The following is a 17,143-nucleotide window of genomic DNA, read 5'->3' as shown; positions in this document are numbered from 1 at the left end:
CCGGCCGCGGGGTGGGGTCGTCCGGCGGGGCGTCGGGGTCGGCGGTGATCAGTTCGATGTCCTCGCGGTCGCGCAGCAGCCCGATGTAGGTCGCGGCGTGCACATGGGCGAAGGACAGTACGGCGACTCTCACTGGTCGATTCCCCCTGTGGGTACGGTGGTTGTCTGCGGGGCGAGCTCGATGGTGCGCCCGGTACGGGCCGACTCCGCCGCCGCCTCGGCGATGCGGACGGCGGCCACACCGTCCCGGCCGCTCACCCGTGGTTCCGGACCGCCCGCGAACGCCTCGGCGAACTCGCGGATCTGGGTGAGGTAGGGCGACTCCCCGAAGTCTCCGCCCGGTATGCCGTCCGCCGGGCCGCCGGACGCCGCGCCGGTGATCCGCAGGTCGAGGTGGGCCTGGGAGTCGTGCTGGACGGTACCGCCGGTGCCCGACACATGGAACGTGGTGCGGAAGGGCGTCGCGGGTGGCCCCCACACCCCTACGACCTGGGTGAGGGTGCCGCCCGCGTGGGTGAGGACGGCGGTCCCGGTGGCGACCGCTCCTTCCGGGGCCGGGGCGGTGAGATGCCCCTGCTGCCGGGCGTGGACCCGTACGACGTCTCCGAAGAGCCAGCGGGCCATGTCCATGTCGTGGAGCATCTGGTCCGTCAGGATCCCGCCGGACCGTGCCGGGTCGGCGAACCAGCCGCTCCAGGTGGGATAGCGGCCGGTACGGGTGAACCGGGCGACCGCCACCCGGCCCAGGCCGCCCCCGGCGACGAGGGCGCGCAGGCGGGCGTAGGCGGGGAAGTAGCGCACGACGTGTCCCGGGTACAGCCGCACCCCGGCCGCTTCCGCCGCGTCGGCCATCTCCGCGGCCTCGGCCGCGCCGAGCGCCAGCGGCTTCTCGCACAGGACGTGGGCCCCGGCCGCGACGGCGGCCAGGGTGATCTCCCGGTGGGTGTCGGTCGGCGTGCACACATCCACCACGTTGGCCCCGGCGATCGCCTCACGCAGGGAGCCCACGGACGTCGCGCCGAACTCGCGGGCCAGGGCGGGGGCCTGGCCGTCGGGTGCGTAGAGGCGTACGCGCGCGCCGAGGGCGACCCACGCGGGCAGATGCGTGCGGGCGATGCCGCCCGCGCCGATCAGCGCGACTTCGAGTTCTGCCATGGAATTCTCCGACCTCCTGTATGTCCGGTGTCTTCTGTACGGCCTGTGTGGTCAGCCCTTGAGGGCGCCGCTGAGTACGCCACTGATGAAGTGCCGCTGGAAGAACAGGTAGACGAGCACCACCGGGGCGATCACGATCAGGGTGGCCGCGGCGAGCAGCGGCACGTCGACGCCGTACTGCCCGGTGAAGAAGCCCAGTCCGGCGGGGGCCGTACGGCGGGCCGGGTCCTGGATGAGAATGAGCGGGAGCAGGAACTGGTTCCAGCTCCACACGAAGTACAGGACGCCCAGCGTGGTCACCGCCGGGCGGGAGCTGGGCAGCAGGATCCGCCAGAGGGTCGCCCATGACGAGGCGCCGTCCAGCCGGGCCGCTTCGATCAGGCTGCGCGGCATGGTGGCGAAGTGGGCGCGCATCCAGAACACCCCGAACGGCATGAACGCGCCGATCTCCGCGAGGGCGAGGCCGGGCACCGTGTTGGTCAGTCCCAGGGCACGCATGTCGTAGTAGAGCGGGATGACGGTGCTCTCGGTGGGGATGGACAGGCCGAGCAGCAGATACGCGTAGAGCCGTCCCCGGCCGGGGACTTCGAGGGTCGCCAGCGCGTACCCGGCCAGGGTCGCGCACACCACCGCGGCCGGCACCACGCACAGCGCGATCACCACACTCGACCGCAGCAGCGTGCCGAAGCCCGCCGCGGACCAGGCGCGGGAGAAGTTCTCGAAGTGCAGTCCGTCGGGCAGGGCGAAGCCGGTCAGCGGAGCGCCCGCCGGCTGGAGGGAGGCCAGCAGCAGGGAGGCGAACGGCACGAGGACGGCGGCCATGAACAGCGCGAGCACGACGGGTGCCGCCAGCCGCCCGGTGACCGCTCCGGTCGTCGAGGCCGGTGAGGCCGGTGAGGTCGTCGAGGTCGTCGAGGTCGTCGAGGTCACGGTGCCTCCCTGGACAGCCGGTTGATCACCAGGACGGCGAGGGAGATGACCACCGTCAGCACGATCGCCAGGGCGCTGGCCACACCGACGGCGCCGCCCCCGAAGGCGAGGCGGTAGATGAGGATGCCGGGGACGACGGTGCTGTTGCCCGGGCCTCCCCCGGTGGTGATGTAGATGAGGTCGAAGCTGGACAGGGCGGCGATCACGGTGATGGACAGTGCAATGGCGAGTTCCGGCCGCAGCAGCGGGACGGTGATGGCCGTGAACTCGCGTACGGGGCCTGCCCCGTCCATCCGTGCCGCCTCGTATATCTCCTGGTCGATGCGCTGGGTCCCGGACAGGAACAGCACCATGCACAGGCCCGAGACGACCCAGGTCCCGATCAGTCCGACGGCCGGCAGCGCCCAGGTGAAGCTGCCCAGCCAGGCGTCGGTGAGGCCGCCGAGGCCGACCGCCCGCAGCGCCTGGTTGAGGGTGCCGTCCTCGCCGTACACCCAGCGCCAGAGGATGCCGACCGCGACCAGCGGGATGACCTGGGGCAGGAACAGCACCGTGCGCACCAGGGCGGTCCCCCGGCGCCCGGCACGCCGGGACACGATCGCCGCCGAGACCAGCCCCACGCAGATCGGCAGGACGGAGAAGAACAGGATCAGGGCGCCGGCGTGCCAGGCGGCGGCCCGCAGTTGCGGGTCGGTGCCGATACGGCGGTAGTTGTCGACTCCGACGAAGGACGGCAGGGTCACCCCGTCCCAGTCGAACAGGGAGAGGTACGCGGTGTGCAGCAGCGGCAGCACGGCGAAGAGCGTGTAGGGCAGCAGAGCCGGCAGCAGGTACAGCAACGCCACGGCCCGGCGCCGGCGGCGGCCGGACCGTACCGTGCGGGGGCGCCGGTGCACGGCGGGGCCCGCTCCCCGCTTCGCCGAACGCGCGGTGCGGGGAGCGGGGGCGGGCTCGGTCAGTCGGTCGGCCGTGGTCATTTGTGGTAGTTCTCGAAGTCCGTCTGGAGGCCGGCCAGGAACTTCTCGGGGGTGACCTTGCCTCCGGCGAGCAACTGCAGCTGGGTGGTGAGGGTGTCGCCCATCGTCGGGCTGGAGGCGTTCTGGATGAACGGCTGCAGGCCGGCGTCCTTGACGACGGTCTGCCAGCCCTTCTGGACATCGCCCAGCAGTCCGCTCTGGCTCGGCATGGCGCCCGCGTCGGGGGCCATGAAGCCCGCCTTGGCGGTGATCGCGGCGGCCTTGGCACCGGCGGCGAAGTCGAGGAAGGCGGCGGCCGCGGCGGCGTTCTTCGACTTGCCGGACACGCAGTAGTACACCCCGGCGCCGGTGGTGCGGACCTTCCCGCCCGCGGTGACGGGCGGCATGTTGAAGTAGCCGGCCCCCTCCCCCAGACCCTTGGCCACCGCGGCCGCCGCCCAGTTGCCGCTGATCCGGAAGACACCCTCGCCCTTGGCGAACGCGGCGGTGGCGTCGTTGTCGCTGACGCCGTTGACCTTGGGGGTGACGTACCCCTTGTCGACCCATCGCTGGAGCGTCTCGGCCGCCTTCTCGGCCTCCGGCAGCACGATGGTGGCGCTCGTGTGGCCAAAAGCCCACGCCTCGCGGTCCTTCGGCGTCAGGTAGGCCGAGAGCAGCACGTTGAAGGGGTGGTTGAGGCCGCCGTCGAGGTTGCCGGCGACCAGCGCGGTCTCGCCGGCCGCCTTGGCCTTGGCGAACAGGGCCTCCAGGTCCTCCAGGGTGGCCGGGGGAACGGTCAGGCCCAGCTTCCGCGCCTTGGCCTTGTTGTAGTAGACGCCTTCGAAGGACAGGCCCGCGCCCACCCCGTAGAGGTCACCGGTGCCTACGGTCTTGCCGTCCGGGGTGAGGGTGATCTGGTCCAGGCCGGGGAACTTCTCGGCCCAGCCGTACGCCTTGCCGTACTCGCCGACCTTGAGCAGCAGCCGTCCGGGGACGAGGTTCTGCATGCCGGAGGTGAACTGCGCGATGTCGGGGGCGCTGTCGGCCGACATGGTGGTGTTGATGCTCTTGAGGTAGTCGTCCCAGCCCGTGTACTGGCGCTTCACAGTGATGTTGGGGTGCTTCGCGCGGAAGGCCGCGATCAGACCCGGGGTCATGGTGGTGTCGTCGGCGTCGGCGACCACCAGCGTGATCTTCTCGTCGGCCGGTACCGCCGTGGAGACGGGGCCGGAGCTGCTCTTCTCGGCGGACGAGGCGCCCGGAGTCAGATCGCTGCACGCGGCGAGTGCCGCGGCGCCGACCGCGCCGGTGGCCGCGAGGAGGGTACGTCTGGACAGGGACGACGGGCTGGGGCTCATGGGATCTCCTGGGCGTGACGGGACGCGGCGCGGCGGAGGCGGCGGAGGAGGGGCGAGAAGATCGTTCGATTAGTTCGATAACGCAGTTGCGTTTTATAATCAGAGCGAGCCCGGCAGGCGTCAAGGACTCATGGCTGGATTGTTATCGTCGGGCGGTCACAACAGGAGGTTGATCATTGGCCACGTCCAGGGACCGGTGGCCGCTCGGCGGGCTGCCGCAGCCGCACTCCCCCGGCCGCGAACTGCCCGCGGTGGTGGGCGTGGCGGACCTGCGCGCCACGAACGCCGCGGCCATCCTCGCCGCTGTCCGCTCGGCCGACCCGCACCCCCGGCTCTCCACCCTGGCCGAGGCGACCAAGCTCTCCCGCCCCACCGTCGAGGCGATCGTCGAGGAACTCACCGACCGCGGGCTCATCGAGGTCGCCCCGGCCGTCTCCGCCCGTGGCCAGCGGTCGCCGGGCCGCCCGGCCCGCCGGTTCCGTTTCTGCCCGCACGCCGGATTCGTCGTCGGCGTGGACGTACGGGCCCGCTCGGTGAGCGCCTGCCTGGCCGACCTCGACGGCCGGCCGGTGGCCGTCGAACGCAAGGCGGTCCGCGCCGACCTGGGTGGCCAGGCCCGCGCCCGCGCCGTCGTGGCGGTGGTACGGAACGCGATCGAGCGCTCCGGAGCCGACGCCCGCCGGGTGTGGGCCGCGACCGTGGGCACCCCCGGCCTGGTGGACCGGAGCAACACCCGCATCCGGCAGGCCGACAACCTCAAGAACTGGGCCGAGGCCGACATCGTCACCGTCCTCCGCGAAGCCCTCGGCTGCCCGGTCGCCGTGGAGAACGACGCCAACCTCGCCGCGCTCGGCGAGCAGTGGCGCGGGGTCGGCGGCGCCGCCGACGAGATGGTCTTCGTGCTGCACGGGGAACGCCTCGGGGCCGGTGTCATCACCGGGGGGCGCCTGCTGCGCGGGCACCGCGGTGCGGCCGGAGAGATCGGCTTCATCCGCTTCCCCGGCAGCACCTCGTCACAGCCCGGCCTCGAACCCCTGGTCCCAGATCCGGACGCGGAGGCGGCCATCACGTCGTACGGGCGGAGACTGGCCGCCGGGATCGCCCCCGTGCTGCTCGCGCTCGACCCCGCACTGGTCGTGCTCGGCACCAGCCTCTTCCCCGACCCCGGCCTGCGGCCGGCGGCGGAACTCCTCCTGAGCGCCGCCGAGGAGGAAGCCGGCAACCTCCTGGTCGACCTGCCGCGATGGCAGTTGTCCGCCCTGGGCGACGAGGCCGTGATCACCGGCGCGGTCCGCTTCGCCCTCTCCTCGGTCGAAGAGGTGCTGCGCACCCGCCCCACCAGCCTTCCTGTCGTGCCGACCGAGTCGGGTGGCGGGAAGGCATAAGCCGGGGGGCCGGGGGCGTTCCTACCCGAACGCCTCGGCCAGCGCCTTCGGCAGTTGCCCGGTGTGCAGCACCCCGAGCCGCTGGGTCGCCCGGGTCAGCGCGACGTACAGGTCGCTCGTGCCGTAGTGCGCGGGCTCGACCACCAGCACCGAGTCGAACTCCAGGCCCTTCGACTGCCGGGGGTCCAGGAGGACGACGGTCCGGGTCAGGTCGGGCTCCGCGTCCGCCGTCACTCCGTCCAGCCGGGCGGCCAGCCGGCGGTGCAGGTCGCGCGGGGCGATGACCGCGAGGCGGCCCTCGGCCGGGGTGAGTTCCCCGACCGCCTTGGCCACGGCTTCGGGCAGGTCGTCGGTGGCGCGCACCCAGGGCCGTACCCCCGTGGACCGCACCGAACTCGGCGGCTCGAAGCCGGGCTGCTCGGCACGTACGACGGCCGCCGCCACGTCCATGATCTCGGCCGGCGTGCGGTAGTTGACGCCAAGACGCGTGTGCTCCCAGCGGTCCTCGACGAACGGCTCCAGGATGCCCGCCCAGGAGCCGACGCCCGCCGCCTCCGCGGTCTGCGCCGGATCCCCGACCAGGGTCATCGAGCGGGTCGGGCTGCGCCGCATGAGCAGCCGCCAGGCCATCGGCGACAGTTCCTGCGCCTCGTCGACGATGATGTGCCCGAACGCCCAGGTGCGGTCGGCCGCCGCGCGCTCGGCGGCGCTGCGGTGGTCGTCCTCCTCGTGGCGTTCGGCGAAGCGCTCCGCGTCGATGATGTCGTGCGCGGACAGGACCTCGGAGTCCTCCTCGTCCTTGTCCTCGAACTCGTAGGTGCGGGAGGCGTACGAGACGTCGAGGACGCCCTGCGCATAAGCGACCTGCGTCTCGCGCTCCCGCTCCGCCCGCGCCCGCGCCACCCGGTCGTCCTCGCCGAGCAGTTCCGCCGCCTCGTCGAGCAGCGGTACGTCCGCCACGGTCCACGCCCGCGTCACCGGGCGCCGGATGGCAGCGGCGTCCTCGGCGCTCACGTACCCCTCGGGTTCCGCCAGGAAGTCGGCGACGAGCCGCTGCGGGGTCACCCTCGGCCACAACTGGTGGATCGCCGACCAGACTTCCGGGTTCTCGGCGAGTTCGTCGCGGATCTGGGTGATGTCGCTCGGGTCCAGCAGATTGGAGCCGTCGTACGGGTCCGTGCCGATGCGCTCGGCGACCATGTCGGTGAGCGTGTTGAGGATGTGGCCCTCGAAGTGCTCGCGTGCCGCGTTGTGCGGGAGTTCGGCCGCCCGGGTGCGCTCGCGGGCCATGTTGACCAGGTCGTCGTCCAGCATCAGGATCTCGCGGTCGTGCTCGATCGTGATCACCGGGTCGGGCAGCGACTGACGGTCGCGTACGACGGCGGCGAGGACGTCCGCCATGTCGGCACGGCCCTTGACCGCGGCCGCCTCGGGCGGGTCCGTCGCCCGTGCCTTCACGCCGGGGAACAGCTCGCCGACCGTGGCCAGCAGGACACCGGTCTCGCCCAGCGAGGGCAGGACCTCGCCGATGTAGCCGAGGAAGGCGGGGTTGGGGCCGACGATGAGGACGGCCCGCTTGGCGAGCAACTCCCGGTGCTCGTACAGCAGGTACGCGGCCCGGTGCAGGGCGACCGCCGTCTTGCCGGTGCCTGGGCCGCCCTCGACCACCAGGATCCCTCGGTGGGGCGCGCGGATGATCTCGTCCTGCTCGGCCTGGATGGTCTGCACGATGTCGCCCATCCGGCCGGTGCGCGCGGAGTTGAGCGCCGAGAGCAGGACGGCGTCGCCGGTCGGGTCCTCGTGGCCGGTGCGGGTGGCGTCGCCGAGGTCGAGGATCTCGTCGTGCAGGGCGGTGACCCGGCGGCCGTCGGTGGTGAGGTGCCGGCGCCGGCGCAGGCCCATCGGGGTGTGGCCGGTGGCCAGGTAGAAGGGCCGGGCCACGTCCGCCCGCCAGTCGATCAGGACCGGCGTGCGCTCGTCGTCGTCGGCGCGCAGGCCGATCCGGCCGATGTGGTGGCTGACGCCCGAGGTGAGGTCGATCCGGCCGAAGCAGAGCGAGCCGTCCACCGCGTTCAGCGCCGCCAGCAGGCCCGAGCGCTCGGCGACCAGGATGTCCCGTTCGAGGCGGGCCTGCATGGGGGTGTTGCCCTGGGCGAGCGCGTCCGTGACCGAGCCCTCGGTGTCGCCGCGCAGGGCGTCGACCCGCACATAGAGCTCGTCGATGAATTGCTGCTCCTGCCGCAATTCAATGTCTTCACTGTCTTGAAAACCGGTGTTTGACAATTCCGCTCCCGCCCGGATATACTGTGCTCACTGAGCTTCTTTGCGACTCAATATCCTTGAAGTCGCGAACCATTGAATATACGCAAAGAAATCCCCCGAGCGCAATTGCTCGGGGGATTTCCGCGTAGACGGGCTCGTGGCGCTCAGAGCACGTCGGACAGCTCCTCCAGGAGCCGGCGCTTGGGCCGGGCCCCCACCATCGCCTTCACGGCCTCGCCGCCCCGGAACACCATGAAGGTCGGCATGGACAGCACCTTGTACGCGTTGGTGGTCTCCGGGTTGGTGTCCACGTCCAGCTGGACCACCTTCAGCCGCTCCCCCTCCTCCTCGGCGAGGGCGCTGAGCACCGGCCCCATCTGCCGGCACGGCGGGCACCAGTCGGCGGTGAACTCCACCAGCACCGGCAGCTCCGCCCCGATCACCTCCGCCGCGAAGTCCGCGTCCGTCACCTCGGTCACACCCGCCGCCTTGATCACTTGAGGTTCCTCCCCAGCTCGCACACCGGCTCCGGACCCCCCGGAACCTCCGCCTCGGCCGCCAGCTCGTCCCGCGCCCGCTCCGCCTTCACCAACTGCGCCCCGACCTGCGCACGCACGGCCTGCAACTCGCCGATCAGGTCGTCCAGCTCCGCCAGCTTGCGCCGGTAGACCTCGAGCGACGCCGGGCACGAGTCGCCCTCCGGATGCCCGGCCCGCAGACACTCCACGAACGGCCGCGTCTCCTCCAGGTCGAACCCGAAGTCCTGCAGCGTCCGGATCTGCCTCAGCAGCCTCAGGTCGTTCTCGTCGTACGTCCGGTATCCGTTGCCGCCCCGCCGCGCGGGCAGCAGCCCCCGTGACTCGTAGTAGCGCAGCGTCCGGGTCGTGGTGTTGGCCCGCGCGGCCAGCTCGCCGATTCGCATGGGTACGAACGTAAGCCTTGACGCCGACGTCAAGGCAACAGCGGTTTCCGCTCCACCGGGGAGGTCAGCACGATCGAGGTCGTCGTGCGCCCCAGGACGGAGACGTCTTCGAGGACTTCCTCCAGGTGGACGGTGTCCTGGACCGCGACCTTGAGGATCCAGCAGTCCTCGCCGACCACGTGGTGCACCTCGGTGATCTCGGGGCGCTCCATCAGCTCCAGGGTCCTCGGGTGTTTCAGCGTGTAGCCGCCGTGCGGGTTGACGCGGATGAACGCCTGGATGCCGTAGCCGAGCCGGCCCGGGACGACGTGGGCGCCGTACCCACTGATCACGCCCGCCGCCTCCAGCCGCCGTACCCGCTCGGTGACCGCCGCCGGGCTCAGCCGGACCCGGCGGCCCAGCTCGCTGAGTTTGATCCGGCCGTCGGTCTGGAGCAGCTGGAGGATCTGCCGGTCCAGCGCGTCGAAGGCCACCGAGGTTTCGGCGGCGGCGGCGCGCGGATGCCGCGGTTCTTTCGGTGCGGCGGCCGGAACTCCCATGGTTCCCCCTTCAGTACGTGCCTGTACGCCGGGAGAATTATGGTCATGGACAAGGGACGAGAGGTATTGGTCATCGGCGGAAACCGCTATTTCGGCAAGCGGCTCATCGCGCGGCTGCTGGCGGCCGGGGACCGCGTGACCGTACTGAATCGCGGATCGTCGCGGCCGCCCGCGGGCACAATTCATCTGGTCGCCGACCGGAATGACGAGAAGGCGCTGACGGACGCTCTCGCTTCCCGCACCTTCGACGTCGTCGTCGACCAGGTCTGCTACACCCCGCGCCAGGCGGAGACCGCCCGCCGGGTCTTCGCCGGCCGCACCGGCCGCTATGTGATGACCTCGACGGCCGAGGTGTACGAGTACGAGGACTCGACCACGCTCGTACGGGAGGCAGCCGTCGACCCGCTGACCGTCCCCGTCGACCTGGAACTGCCCTGGGACGACCCGGAGTTCCTGGAGGCCCACTACGGAGAGGGCAAGCGGCAGGCGGAGGCGGTGTTCGCGGCCGTCGGCCCGGAGTTCCCGTACACGGCCGTCCGCGTGGCCCATGTGCTGGGCGGCGCCGACGACTTCACCGGGCGGCTCCAGCACTACGCCGACCGGATAAGCACCGGCGAGCCGATCGCCGTGCCGGTCGTGAACCGGCCCGCCACCTACGTCCACGTCGAGGAGATCGCCGACTTCCTGGCCTGGGCGGCGGGCGAGGACTTCACCGGCCCGGTCAACGCGGCCTCCGACGGTCTGCTGACGACGCAGGAGTTGTGCGAGGCGGTGGCGGCGCACTTCCCCGACGGCACGACGGTCCTGCACCCCGTCGAGGTCGGCGCGGTCTCGCCGTTCTCCTTCACCCGTTCCTACGGCATGGACAACTCCCGGGCCGCGCGGCTCGGGTTCACCTTCGGCGACGTACGGCGGTGGCTGCCGGGTGCCGTGGCCGAGACCCTGAGTGGAGGCGGCAACTGACATGCGGTACCGCACACTTGGCGACCTGCGCGTGAGCGCCGTCGGACTGGGCGCGATGCCCCTGTCCATCGAGGGCCGCCCGGACGAGTCCCGCGCCCTGGCCACCGTGCACGCGGCGCTGGACGCGGGCGTGAGCCTCCTGGACACGGCGGACTCCTACCACCTGCCCGGCGCCGAACCCGGCCACAACGAACTGCTGGTGGCCCGGGCGCTCGCCGCGTACGGCGGTGACACGGCCGACGTGCTGGTGGCCACGAAGGGCGGCCGGGGCAGGCCGGGCGACGGCGGCTGGACGGTGACCGGCAACGCACGGCATCTGAAGACGGCTGCCGAGGCTTCCCTCAAGCGGCTCGGCGTGGAGGCGATCGGCCTCTACCAGCTGCACAAGCCCGACCCCGCCGTGCCCTTCGAGGAGTCGGTCGGCGCCCTGCGCGAGCTGCTCGACGAGGGCAAGATCCGGCTGGCCGGGGTGTCCAACGCGCACGTCGGGCAGCTCCGGGCGGCCCGCGAGATCCTCGGCGACCGGCTGGTCTCGGTGCAGAACCAGTACTCGCCGGCCGTACGGGACAGCGAGGCGGAGCTCGCGTTGTGTGCGGAGCTGGGACTGGCGTTCCTGCCGTGGAGCCCGCTCGGCGGCATCTCGCGCAGCTCCCTGGACGGCCCGTCGCGGGTCGAGGGCCCCCGGCGTTTCGGCGCCTTCCACGACGTGGCCGCCGAGCGCGGGGTCAGTCCCCAACAGGTTTCCCTGGCCTGGTTGTTGGCGAAGTCGCCGGTCGTGATCCCGATCCCGGGAGCGAGCCGTCCGGAGACGATCCGGGACTCGGCGGCCGCGGCGGACCTGGTACTGGACGCGGCGGAACTGGCCCGGCTGGACCGTGCCCTCGGCCGACCTTGACGAGAGTGACCCTCCGTCGTCGTTGCTCATCCGGCCTTCGTCGGTCCATCGCCCCACCCAGGCGCCGAGCGCCTCGTGCCGGGGTCTCCGGCCGGATCCCCGACCGTCGGCGTGCTCCGTGCCTCGGTTGACCGCCACCACGCGTGGACCGGCGAGCCGCGCCCGATGCGCCCGGCGGCTCAGCGCCGGGGCATGCCGGGGGGCGGCGGATCGTAGAAGCCGGGCGGCATGCCGGGGAACGGGCCTGGACCAGGGGGCGTTCCGGGGTACGGGCCGGGACCGGGGGCCGGGTGCACGCCGCCGTAGAAGTACTCTCCGGCGTGCTCCTCCTGTTCCTCGCCCGGCATCCAGTCCTCGTCCTCGACATCCGTGCCGCCCCGCACGCCCAGCAGGCGGCGGGTGAGGCGGTCCTGGTCGGAGAGGAGTTCGTCGAGGGCGGCGCGGACGTCCTCGGGCTCCGTGCGCGCCGATTCGCGTTCGGCCGCGATCAGCACGGAACGGCGTACGAGTTCCTTGGTGAAGGACGCCGTGGTGCCTTCCGTGCGGGCCACCACCTCGTCGGCGATGTCCTTGCCGAGGTCGAGGCCGGCGCCGTACAGGTCGAGGAGGCGGGCGCGGCCTTCGGCGTCCGGGAGGGGGATCTCCACGGCGAGGTCGACGCGGCCGGGGCGCTGGACGAGGGCCGGTTCGAGGAGGTCGGCGCGGTTGGTGGTGAGGAGGAAGGCCACGTCGGCGTCGTCGCCGAGGCCGTCCATCTCGTTCAGCACCTGGAAGAGCAGGGGCTGTTCGCCGCCGCCGTAGTCGCGGGCCTCGGCGATCAGGTCGCAGTCCTCCAGGACGACCAGCGCCGGCTGGAGCATCCGGGCCAGCGCGCAGGCGGGGCCGATGGCGTCGATGCTGGTGCCGGCCAGGACGACGACCGTGAACTGGGGGAGGTGGGAGAGGAGATAGCGGATGGTGTGGGTCTTGCCGGTGCCGGGCGGGCCGTAGAGGAGGAGTCCGCGGCGCAGGTGCTGGCCGGCGGCGCGCAGTTGCTCACGGCGGCGGGCCACGCCGACGACCTGGCGTTCGACGCGCTCCAGCAGACCCTCGGGCAGCACGATCTCCTCGCGGCCGAGGCCGGGCCGCCGGTGGAAGCGGAACGGGCCGAGGCCGTGGCCGAACTCGGAGCCCTCGAAGGAGAGGACCTGGCCGCGGAAGACGTTGTGCTCGCGGACGAGTGTGTCGAGTTCGGCGAGCAGCCGGTCCGCGAACTCCTTGTTCTCCGCGAGGACCTCGAGCTCCGCCTTGTTGCGGCCGTACTCGTCGGCCGGGCCGCGCAGCAGGATCGCGAAACGTTCGTCGCCGTCCGTGCCGAGGTAGAACCCGCAGGAGACACAGGGGAGTTCGGTGTCGGGGGCGATCGGCAGGTGGGCGTAGTCGACGGCGCCGATCACGAACCGGTCGTAGCGGTCGGCCGATTCGAGGATGTCGCCGAGGGTGAGCTCGCCGTGGTGCTGGGCGCCGCGCATGCCGATCAGTTCGTAGCCGCGGCCGTCGGCGGCGAACCAGCGCTCCAGGGCGAGGTGCACGTTGGGGAGGTCGTACGGCGGGTAGGCGGCCTTGACCACCGGGCGGTCGGCGGGGGCTGAGCCCAGGTGGGCGCGCAGGCGGGCGGTGAGGTCGCGGCTGCCGTCCCGGTCCCTGCGCCGGGGGTGGGCGACGGCGTTGAGGAACTCGTAGAACAGGTCGTGCACCTGCTCCATCGAGAGGTGCGAGGTCTCCCCCGCGACGCGTCCGTCCTGCTCCCCCGTGCCCTCCGTACTCGCCCTGTCCGCCATACCCGCCTCCGTACGTCCGCCCGCGCCTGCGAGGGTTTCCAGGGTGGTGGTGGATTCCGGGCGGGTCAACGGAATTGGGGTGACTCTCGCGAGTCTCACAAACGGGGCCGGTCAGCTCTCACACACAGGGCCGGTCAGCGAAGGCCCTCCACACCGGCCAGCTCGCACCACTCCCGGGCCGCCTCCGGGCGCCCGGTCAGCAACAGGAGCAGCGCGGCGACCGGGCCGCGGATCTCCGCGCCGTCCCCGCGCGTCCACTCGATGTCGGTGGCGACGAGCCGGGCCTTCGGCAGCGGCCAGGGCCTGGGCGGCACCCGCATGGTCCACACCCGGTCGGCGGCGTCACGGGCGGCCTCCGGCGGCATCTCCCGCCCGCGGCCGAGAGCCAGGGCGATGTCCTGGCCGTGCACGAGGATGTCGAGGAGCGGCTCACGGGGCGAGGTGGTCGGTGCGAGGCGGCGGGAGCCGACGATCCCACGGAGGTTGGCGACGATCTCGGTGACGGGCGACTCGGCCTCCCGGACCGCCGAGTCGTGGATCATCCGGTCGAAGCTGCCGCGGGCACGGACGAACGCGGCCAGGACGTCCTTGTACGTGAAGCGCGCGGCGACGGTCAGATGCGCGGCGACGTCCCTCACCCGCCAGTCCCCGCACCACGTGGGCGTCTCCCACTCCTCGGGGCTCAGCCCCTCCAGCAGGTCGGCCAGGCCCGCCCGCTCCCGGTCGACGAGCTGCCAGCGCTCGTCGGTCCCCAGTACCGCGTTCATGGGAGTCACCCTGAATCACCCACCCCAGCAAGTGGTAAGCTTCTCTGACCAAATTAGTCAGAGACTCTGACCAATGTCAAGCAGTGTTCGGGAGGCGTCGGCCATGGTGGCGGAGAGCGAGCTCAACACGGGCGTGCTCCTGTTCCTTCCTTACCGGGCCCTGGAGAACCGGGTCTTCGCCGCGCTCGCGGAGGCCGGTTTCGACGACTTCACGCCCGCCCAGGCCCGCGTCATGCAGCGCATCGGCCCGGACGGCACCCGGCTGACCGAGCTGGCCGAGCAGGCCCAGATCACCAAGCAGACCGCGGGCTTCCTGGTCGACCAGCTGGAGAAGGCGGGCTACGTCACCCGCGTACCGGACCCGACGGACAAGCGGGCCCGGCTGGTGCGCGGGGCGGCGAAGGCGTGGGCGGCCAAGGAGGTCGCCAACGCCGTGGTCGCCGAGGTCGAGCGGGAGTGGGAGGAGCACCTCGGCAAGCGCCGCATGAAGCAGCTGCGCGAGGCGCTGACACTGCTGCGCGAGGTCACGGACCCGTGGGCGTGACGCTCGCGCGGACAGTGGCGGTCGGGGCGCTCGGGGCGCTGAGGACAGTCGGCGGCCGGTCGCCGGCTAGCCGACTCGGCTGAGCGCCGATTCCCCCTTCTGCCGCTGCTTCTCCTTCTCCGGCTGTTCGGACTGCTCCTCGCTCTTCCCGCCCGGCAGCAGCACCGCGACCACGAGCGTGCCGAGGCCCAGGACCACCGCGCCGATGAGGCTGGTGTGGGCGACCGCGTCGGAGAAGGACGAGCCGACGGCGTCGGCCATCCGGTGGGCGCCCTGGGCGAGTTGGTCGGCCTGGGCCTTCAACTGGGCCGCCTGCTGGGGGTCGGTGGCCCGGGCGGCCTGCGCGGCGGCCTTCTCGGCCTGTTCGGCGATGCCCTGGGAGACCGCGTATCCGGCGCCGACCGAGTCCTGGGCCGTGGCCAGGGAGGAGGCGGGGAGCCGGCTGCCGGCCGTCGCGTCCGTGAGGTGGTCGTGGTACGACGTGGCCAGCAGCGAGCCGAGGATGGCGATGCCGAGCGAGCCGCCGAGCTCCAGCGAGGTGTCGTTCACCGCGCCGCCGACGCCCAGTTCCGACTCCGGGAACGCGCCCATGATCGCGTCCGTGCAGGGCGAGAGGGCGAGTCCGATCGCGAGGCCGAGGATGATCAGAGGCGCGACGAAATCGCCGTACGACGAACTCGCGTCGACCTGCGTGAGCAGGGCGAGGGCCGCCGTGCCGCCGACCATGCCCGCGGTGACCGTGAGCTTCATGCCGACGCGCGGGGTGAGGTAGCCGGTGAGGGCCGCGCCGACGAAGACCGCGCCGGCGAGGGGCAGCATGCGCAGACCGGTCTCCAGGGCGCTGTAGCCGAGGACGAACTGCAGTTGCTGGGTCAGGTAGTAGAAGGCGCCGAAGACGGCCAGGAAGAACAGGGCCACGGCGAGGTTGGAGCCCGCGAAACGGCGCTCGGTGAAGCGGCGCACGTCGATGACCGGGCGCGGGTGGCGCAGCTCCCACACCACGAACAGCACGAGCCCGACGCCCGCGACCACCGCGGCGGTGACCGCCTTGACGCCCCAGCCGAAGTGCGGACCCTCGATGATCATGTAGACGAGCGCGGCGATCCAGACGACAGACAGCAGACCGCCGACGTAGTCGATCCGCCCCTTGCCCTCGGCCTTCGACGGCGGCACGAGGAGGAGAGCGCCGACGATCGCGGCGGCGGCGATGGGCACGTTGATCAGGAACGTGGACTTCCAGCTGTGCTGTTCCAGCAGCGCCCCCGCGAGCAGCGGTCCCGCCGCGATCGCGAGACCGGCGGTGGCCGTCCACAGGGTGATCGCCTTGGCGCGTTCGGCGCGCGGGAAGGTGGCGGCGAGGAGGGAGAGGGTGGCGGGCATGATCATGGCCGCGCCGAAGCCCATGACCGCGCGGGCCGCTATGACTCCGTCGGCGCTGTCGACGAGCGATCCCGCGACCGCCCCTCCGCCGAAGACGAGCAGCCCGAGGACGAGCGCGCCGCGGCGGCTGTACTTGTCGCCGATCGCGCCGAGCAGCAGCATCAGCGCCGCGTACGGGACGGTGTAGCCGTCGATGACCCACTGCAGGTCGGCGCTGGACAGGCCCAGGTCCTGGGTCATGTCGGGCGCCGCGACCGTGAGGGCCGTGTTGGCCATCACGATGATCAGCAGGCTGAGGCAGAGGACCAGCAGCGCCCACCAGCGCCGGGCATAGGGGCGGTCCATCCTCTCGACCGGTTCGTTCATGACGAGTCGCATGGCTTGGGGGCCTTCCTCACTGACGTACGCGATGTGCATTGCACAGCACTGTGCAATTGCTCAGCCATGTGCAAGGTACGCTTTATGCACAGCGCTGTGCAAATCGAGGAACGAGGCGTGCAGAATGTCAGCCATGAACACCGGCCCCATCAGCCCCACCGGCCCCACCCGCCGCGCCGACGCGAACCGCCGTCGCATCCTCGACGTCGCCCTCGCGGAGCTGCTGCGCGACCCCGACGCCTCCATGGACCAGATCGCGCGCGCCGCGGGTGTCGTACGACGGACCGTGTACGGCCATTTCCCCAGCCGCGAGGCGCTGGTCGGCACGCTCGTCGACCAGGCCGTGGAGTCGGTGGCGGCCGCGCACGCGGCGGGCCGGGAGGGCGTCGAGGACCCGGCGGAGGCCGTGGCGCGCTCGGTGCTGGCGGTCTGGGAGGTCGCCGACCGCTATCGCATCCTGGTCGCCCTGGCCCAGCGCAGCGTCACCATGCAGGGCATCCGCGACCGCCTCACGCCCGTACGAGGGGCCGGCGTGGAACTGCTGCGGCAGGGTCTGGAGGAGGGCGTCTTCAGCTCACCGCTGCCGGCGCCGGCGCTGGCGTACGTGCACGAGCAGACCGTCATCGCGCTGATGGAGGCGGTCAACGACGGTCTGCTGGCAGCGGAAGAGGCGGGCCGCTCGGCCGCGGTCACCGTACTGACCGCGGCGGGCGTGCCCGCCTCTCGAGCCACCGAACTGGTGGCGAAGCTGAACGACTAGGAACAATCGGGCCGGAACGATCGGGCAGGAACGATCGGGGAGAAAAGCCGACCGGGCGGCTGAGCCACGGGGGAGTGCTCAGCCGCCCGGAGGCGTTGGGGCGAGCCCGGGTTCAGGACCGGGCCCGAC

At 71.9% G+C, this 17,143-nt stretch carries 16 protein-coding genes; 5 read left to right on the top strand and 11 right to left on the bottom strand.

The features are described 5' to 3' along the window. Positions 1 to 129: 129 nt before the first annotated feature. Genes QFZ76_RS34800 through QFZ76_RS34785 form a run of 4 tightly spaced genes read right to left on the bottom strand, consistent with a single transcriptional unit; the run spans position 130 to position 4,399 of the window. On the bottom strand, positions 130 to 1,155 hold the full coding sequence (locus QFZ76_RS34800; protein ID WP_307677399.1) for a Gfo/Idh/MocA family protein: 1,026 nt from the start codon (positions 1,153 to 1,155) through the stop codon (positions 130 to 132). A 51-nt stretch (positions 1,156 to 1,206) separates the two neighbouring features. After that, entirely contained in the window at positions 1,207 to 2,085 is an 879-nt protein-coding gene (locus QFZ76_RS34795) for a carbohydrate ABC transporter permease (protein ID WP_307677398.1), read from the bottom strand. Further along, the gene (locus QFZ76_RS34790; protein WP_307677397.1) at positions 2,082 to 3,062 is read right to left on the bottom strand and encodes a carbohydrate ABC transporter permease; all 981 of its coding nucleotides are present in this window, start codon (positions 3,060 to 3,062) and stop codon (positions 2,082 to 2,084) included. Before QFZ76_RS34790 ends, QFZ76_RS34795 begins: the two co-directional genes overlap by 4 nt. After that, positions 3,059 to 4,399 carry an ABC transporter substrate-binding protein gene (locus QFZ76_RS34785; RefSeq protein WP_307677396.1) on the bottom strand — a complete coding sequence of 447 codons (1,341 nt, stop codon included), beginning with the start codon at positions 4,397 to 4,399 and terminating at the stop codon, positions 3,059 to 3,061. The genes QFZ76_RS34790 and QFZ76_RS34785 overlap by 4 nt, the downstream gene beginning before the upstream one ends. Before the next feature lie 176 nt (positions 4,400 to 4,575). Here QFZ76_RS34785 and QFZ76_RS34780 point away from each other — a divergent pair, with 176 nt between their 5' ends. Then, positions 4,576 to 5,784 carry an ROK family transcriptional regulator gene (locus tag QFZ76_RS34780; RefSeq protein ID WP_307677395.1) on the top strand — a complete coding sequence of 403 codons (1,209 nt, stop codon included), beginning with the start codon at positions 4,576 to 4,578 and terminating at the stop codon, positions 5,782 to 5,784. 21 nt (positions 5,785 to 5,805) lie between these two features. On the opposite strand, the gene QFZ76_RS34775 is transcribed toward QFZ76_RS34780, so the two are convergent. From QFZ76_RS34775 to QFZ76_RS34760, 4 genes are all read right to left on the bottom strand, one after another. Then, on the bottom strand, positions 5,806 to 8,028 hold the full coding sequence (locus QFZ76_RS34775; RefSeq protein WP_307677394.1) for a UvrD-helicase domain-containing protein: 2,223 nt from the start codon (positions 8,026 to 8,028) through the stop codon (positions 5,806 to 5,808). A 182-nt stretch (positions 8,029 to 8,210) separates the two neighbouring features. Further along, the gene (locus QFZ76_RS34770; RefSeq protein ID WP_307680218.1) at positions 8,211 to 8,525 is read right to left on the bottom strand and encodes a co-chaperone YbbN; all 315 of its coding nucleotides are present in this window, start codon (positions 8,523 to 8,525) and stop codon (positions 8,211 to 8,213) included. A 14-nt stretch (positions 8,526 to 8,539) separates the two neighbouring features. After that, complete coding sequence (locus QFZ76_RS34765; protein ID WP_307677393.1) at positions 8,540 to 8,968, bottom strand: MerR family transcriptional regulator; 429 nt, start codon at positions 8,966 to 8,968, stop codon at positions 8,540 to 8,542. 29 nt (positions 8,969 to 8,997) lie between these two features. Next, positions 8,998 to 9,507, bottom strand: a complete 510-nt coding sequence (locus QFZ76_RS34760; RefSeq protein WP_307677392.1) for an Lrp/AsnC family transcriptional regulator — start codon at positions 9,505 to 9,507, stop codon at positions 8,998 to 9,000. A gap of 45 nt (positions 9,508 to 9,552) precedes the next feature. Between QFZ76_RS34760 and QFZ76_RS34755 the strand changes: the two genes are divergently transcribed. Then, complete coding sequence (locus QFZ76_RS34755) at positions 9,553 to 10,470, top strand: NAD-dependent epimerase/dehydratase family protein (RefSeq protein WP_307677391.1); 918 nt, start codon at positions 9,553 to 9,555, stop codon at positions 10,468 to 10,470. A 1-nt stretch (position 10,471) separates the two neighbouring features. After that, a complete protein-coding gene (locus QFZ76_RS34750) occupies positions 10,472 to 11,365 on the top strand; it encodes an aldo/keto reductase (protein WP_307677390.1) in 894 nt (297 codons plus the stop codon). A 179-nt stretch (positions 11,366 to 11,544) separates the two neighbouring features. On the opposite strand, the gene QFZ76_RS34745 is transcribed toward QFZ76_RS34750, so the two are convergent. Both QFZ76_RS34745 and QFZ76_RS34740 read right to left on the bottom strand, forming a co-directional pair. Further along, the gene (locus QFZ76_RS34745; RefSeq protein WP_307677389.1) at positions 11,545 to 13,254 is read right to left on the bottom strand and encodes an ATP-binding protein; all 1,710 of its coding nucleotides are present in this window, start codon (positions 13,252 to 13,254) and stop codon (positions 11,545 to 11,547) included. 65 nt (positions 13,255 to 13,319) lie between these two features. Then, positions 13,320 to 13,952, bottom strand: a complete 633-nt coding sequence (locus QFZ76_RS34740) for a maleylpyruvate isomerase family mycothiol-dependent enzyme (RefSeq protein WP_307677388.1) — start codon at positions 13,950 to 13,952, stop codon at positions 13,320 to 13,322. Positions 13,953 to 14,055: 103 nt separating this feature from the next. Between QFZ76_RS34740 and QFZ76_RS34735 the strand changes: the two genes are divergently transcribed. Next, on the top strand, positions 14,056 to 14,496 hold the full coding sequence (locus tag QFZ76_RS34735; protein ID WP_307680217.1) for a MarR family winged helix-turn-helix transcriptional regulator: 441 nt from the start codon (positions 14,056 to 14,058) through the stop codon (positions 14,494 to 14,496). A 66-nt stretch (positions 14,497 to 14,562) separates the two neighbouring features. Here QFZ76_RS34735 and QFZ76_RS34730 read toward each other — a convergent pair whose 3' ends face one another. Next, on the bottom strand, positions 14,563 to 16,254 hold the full coding sequence (locus tag QFZ76_RS34730; protein ID WP_307677387.1) for an MFS transporter: 1,692 nt from the start codon (positions 16,252 to 16,254) through the stop codon (positions 14,563 to 14,565). Positions 16,255 to 16,378: 124 nt separating this feature from the next. Here QFZ76_RS34730 and QFZ76_RS34725 point away from each other — a divergent pair, with 124 nt between their 5' ends. After that, positions 16,379 to 17,014, top strand: a complete 636-nt coding sequence (locus QFZ76_RS34725) for a TetR/AcrR family transcriptional regulator (RefSeq protein ID WP_307677386.1) — start codon at positions 16,379 to 16,381, stop codon at positions 17,012 to 17,014. Positions 17,015 to 17,143: the final 129 nt, after the last annotated feature.

Source organism: Streptomyces sp. V4I2 (genome assembly GCF_030817655.1).
GTDB classification, from domain to species: domain Bacteria; phylum Actinomycetota; class Actinomycetes; order Streptomycetales; family Streptomycetaceae; genus Streptomyces; species Streptomyces plumbiresistens.
Note: the sequence above shows the minus strand (reverse complement) of the source record. Positions and strands in the feature narration are given on the sequence as shown.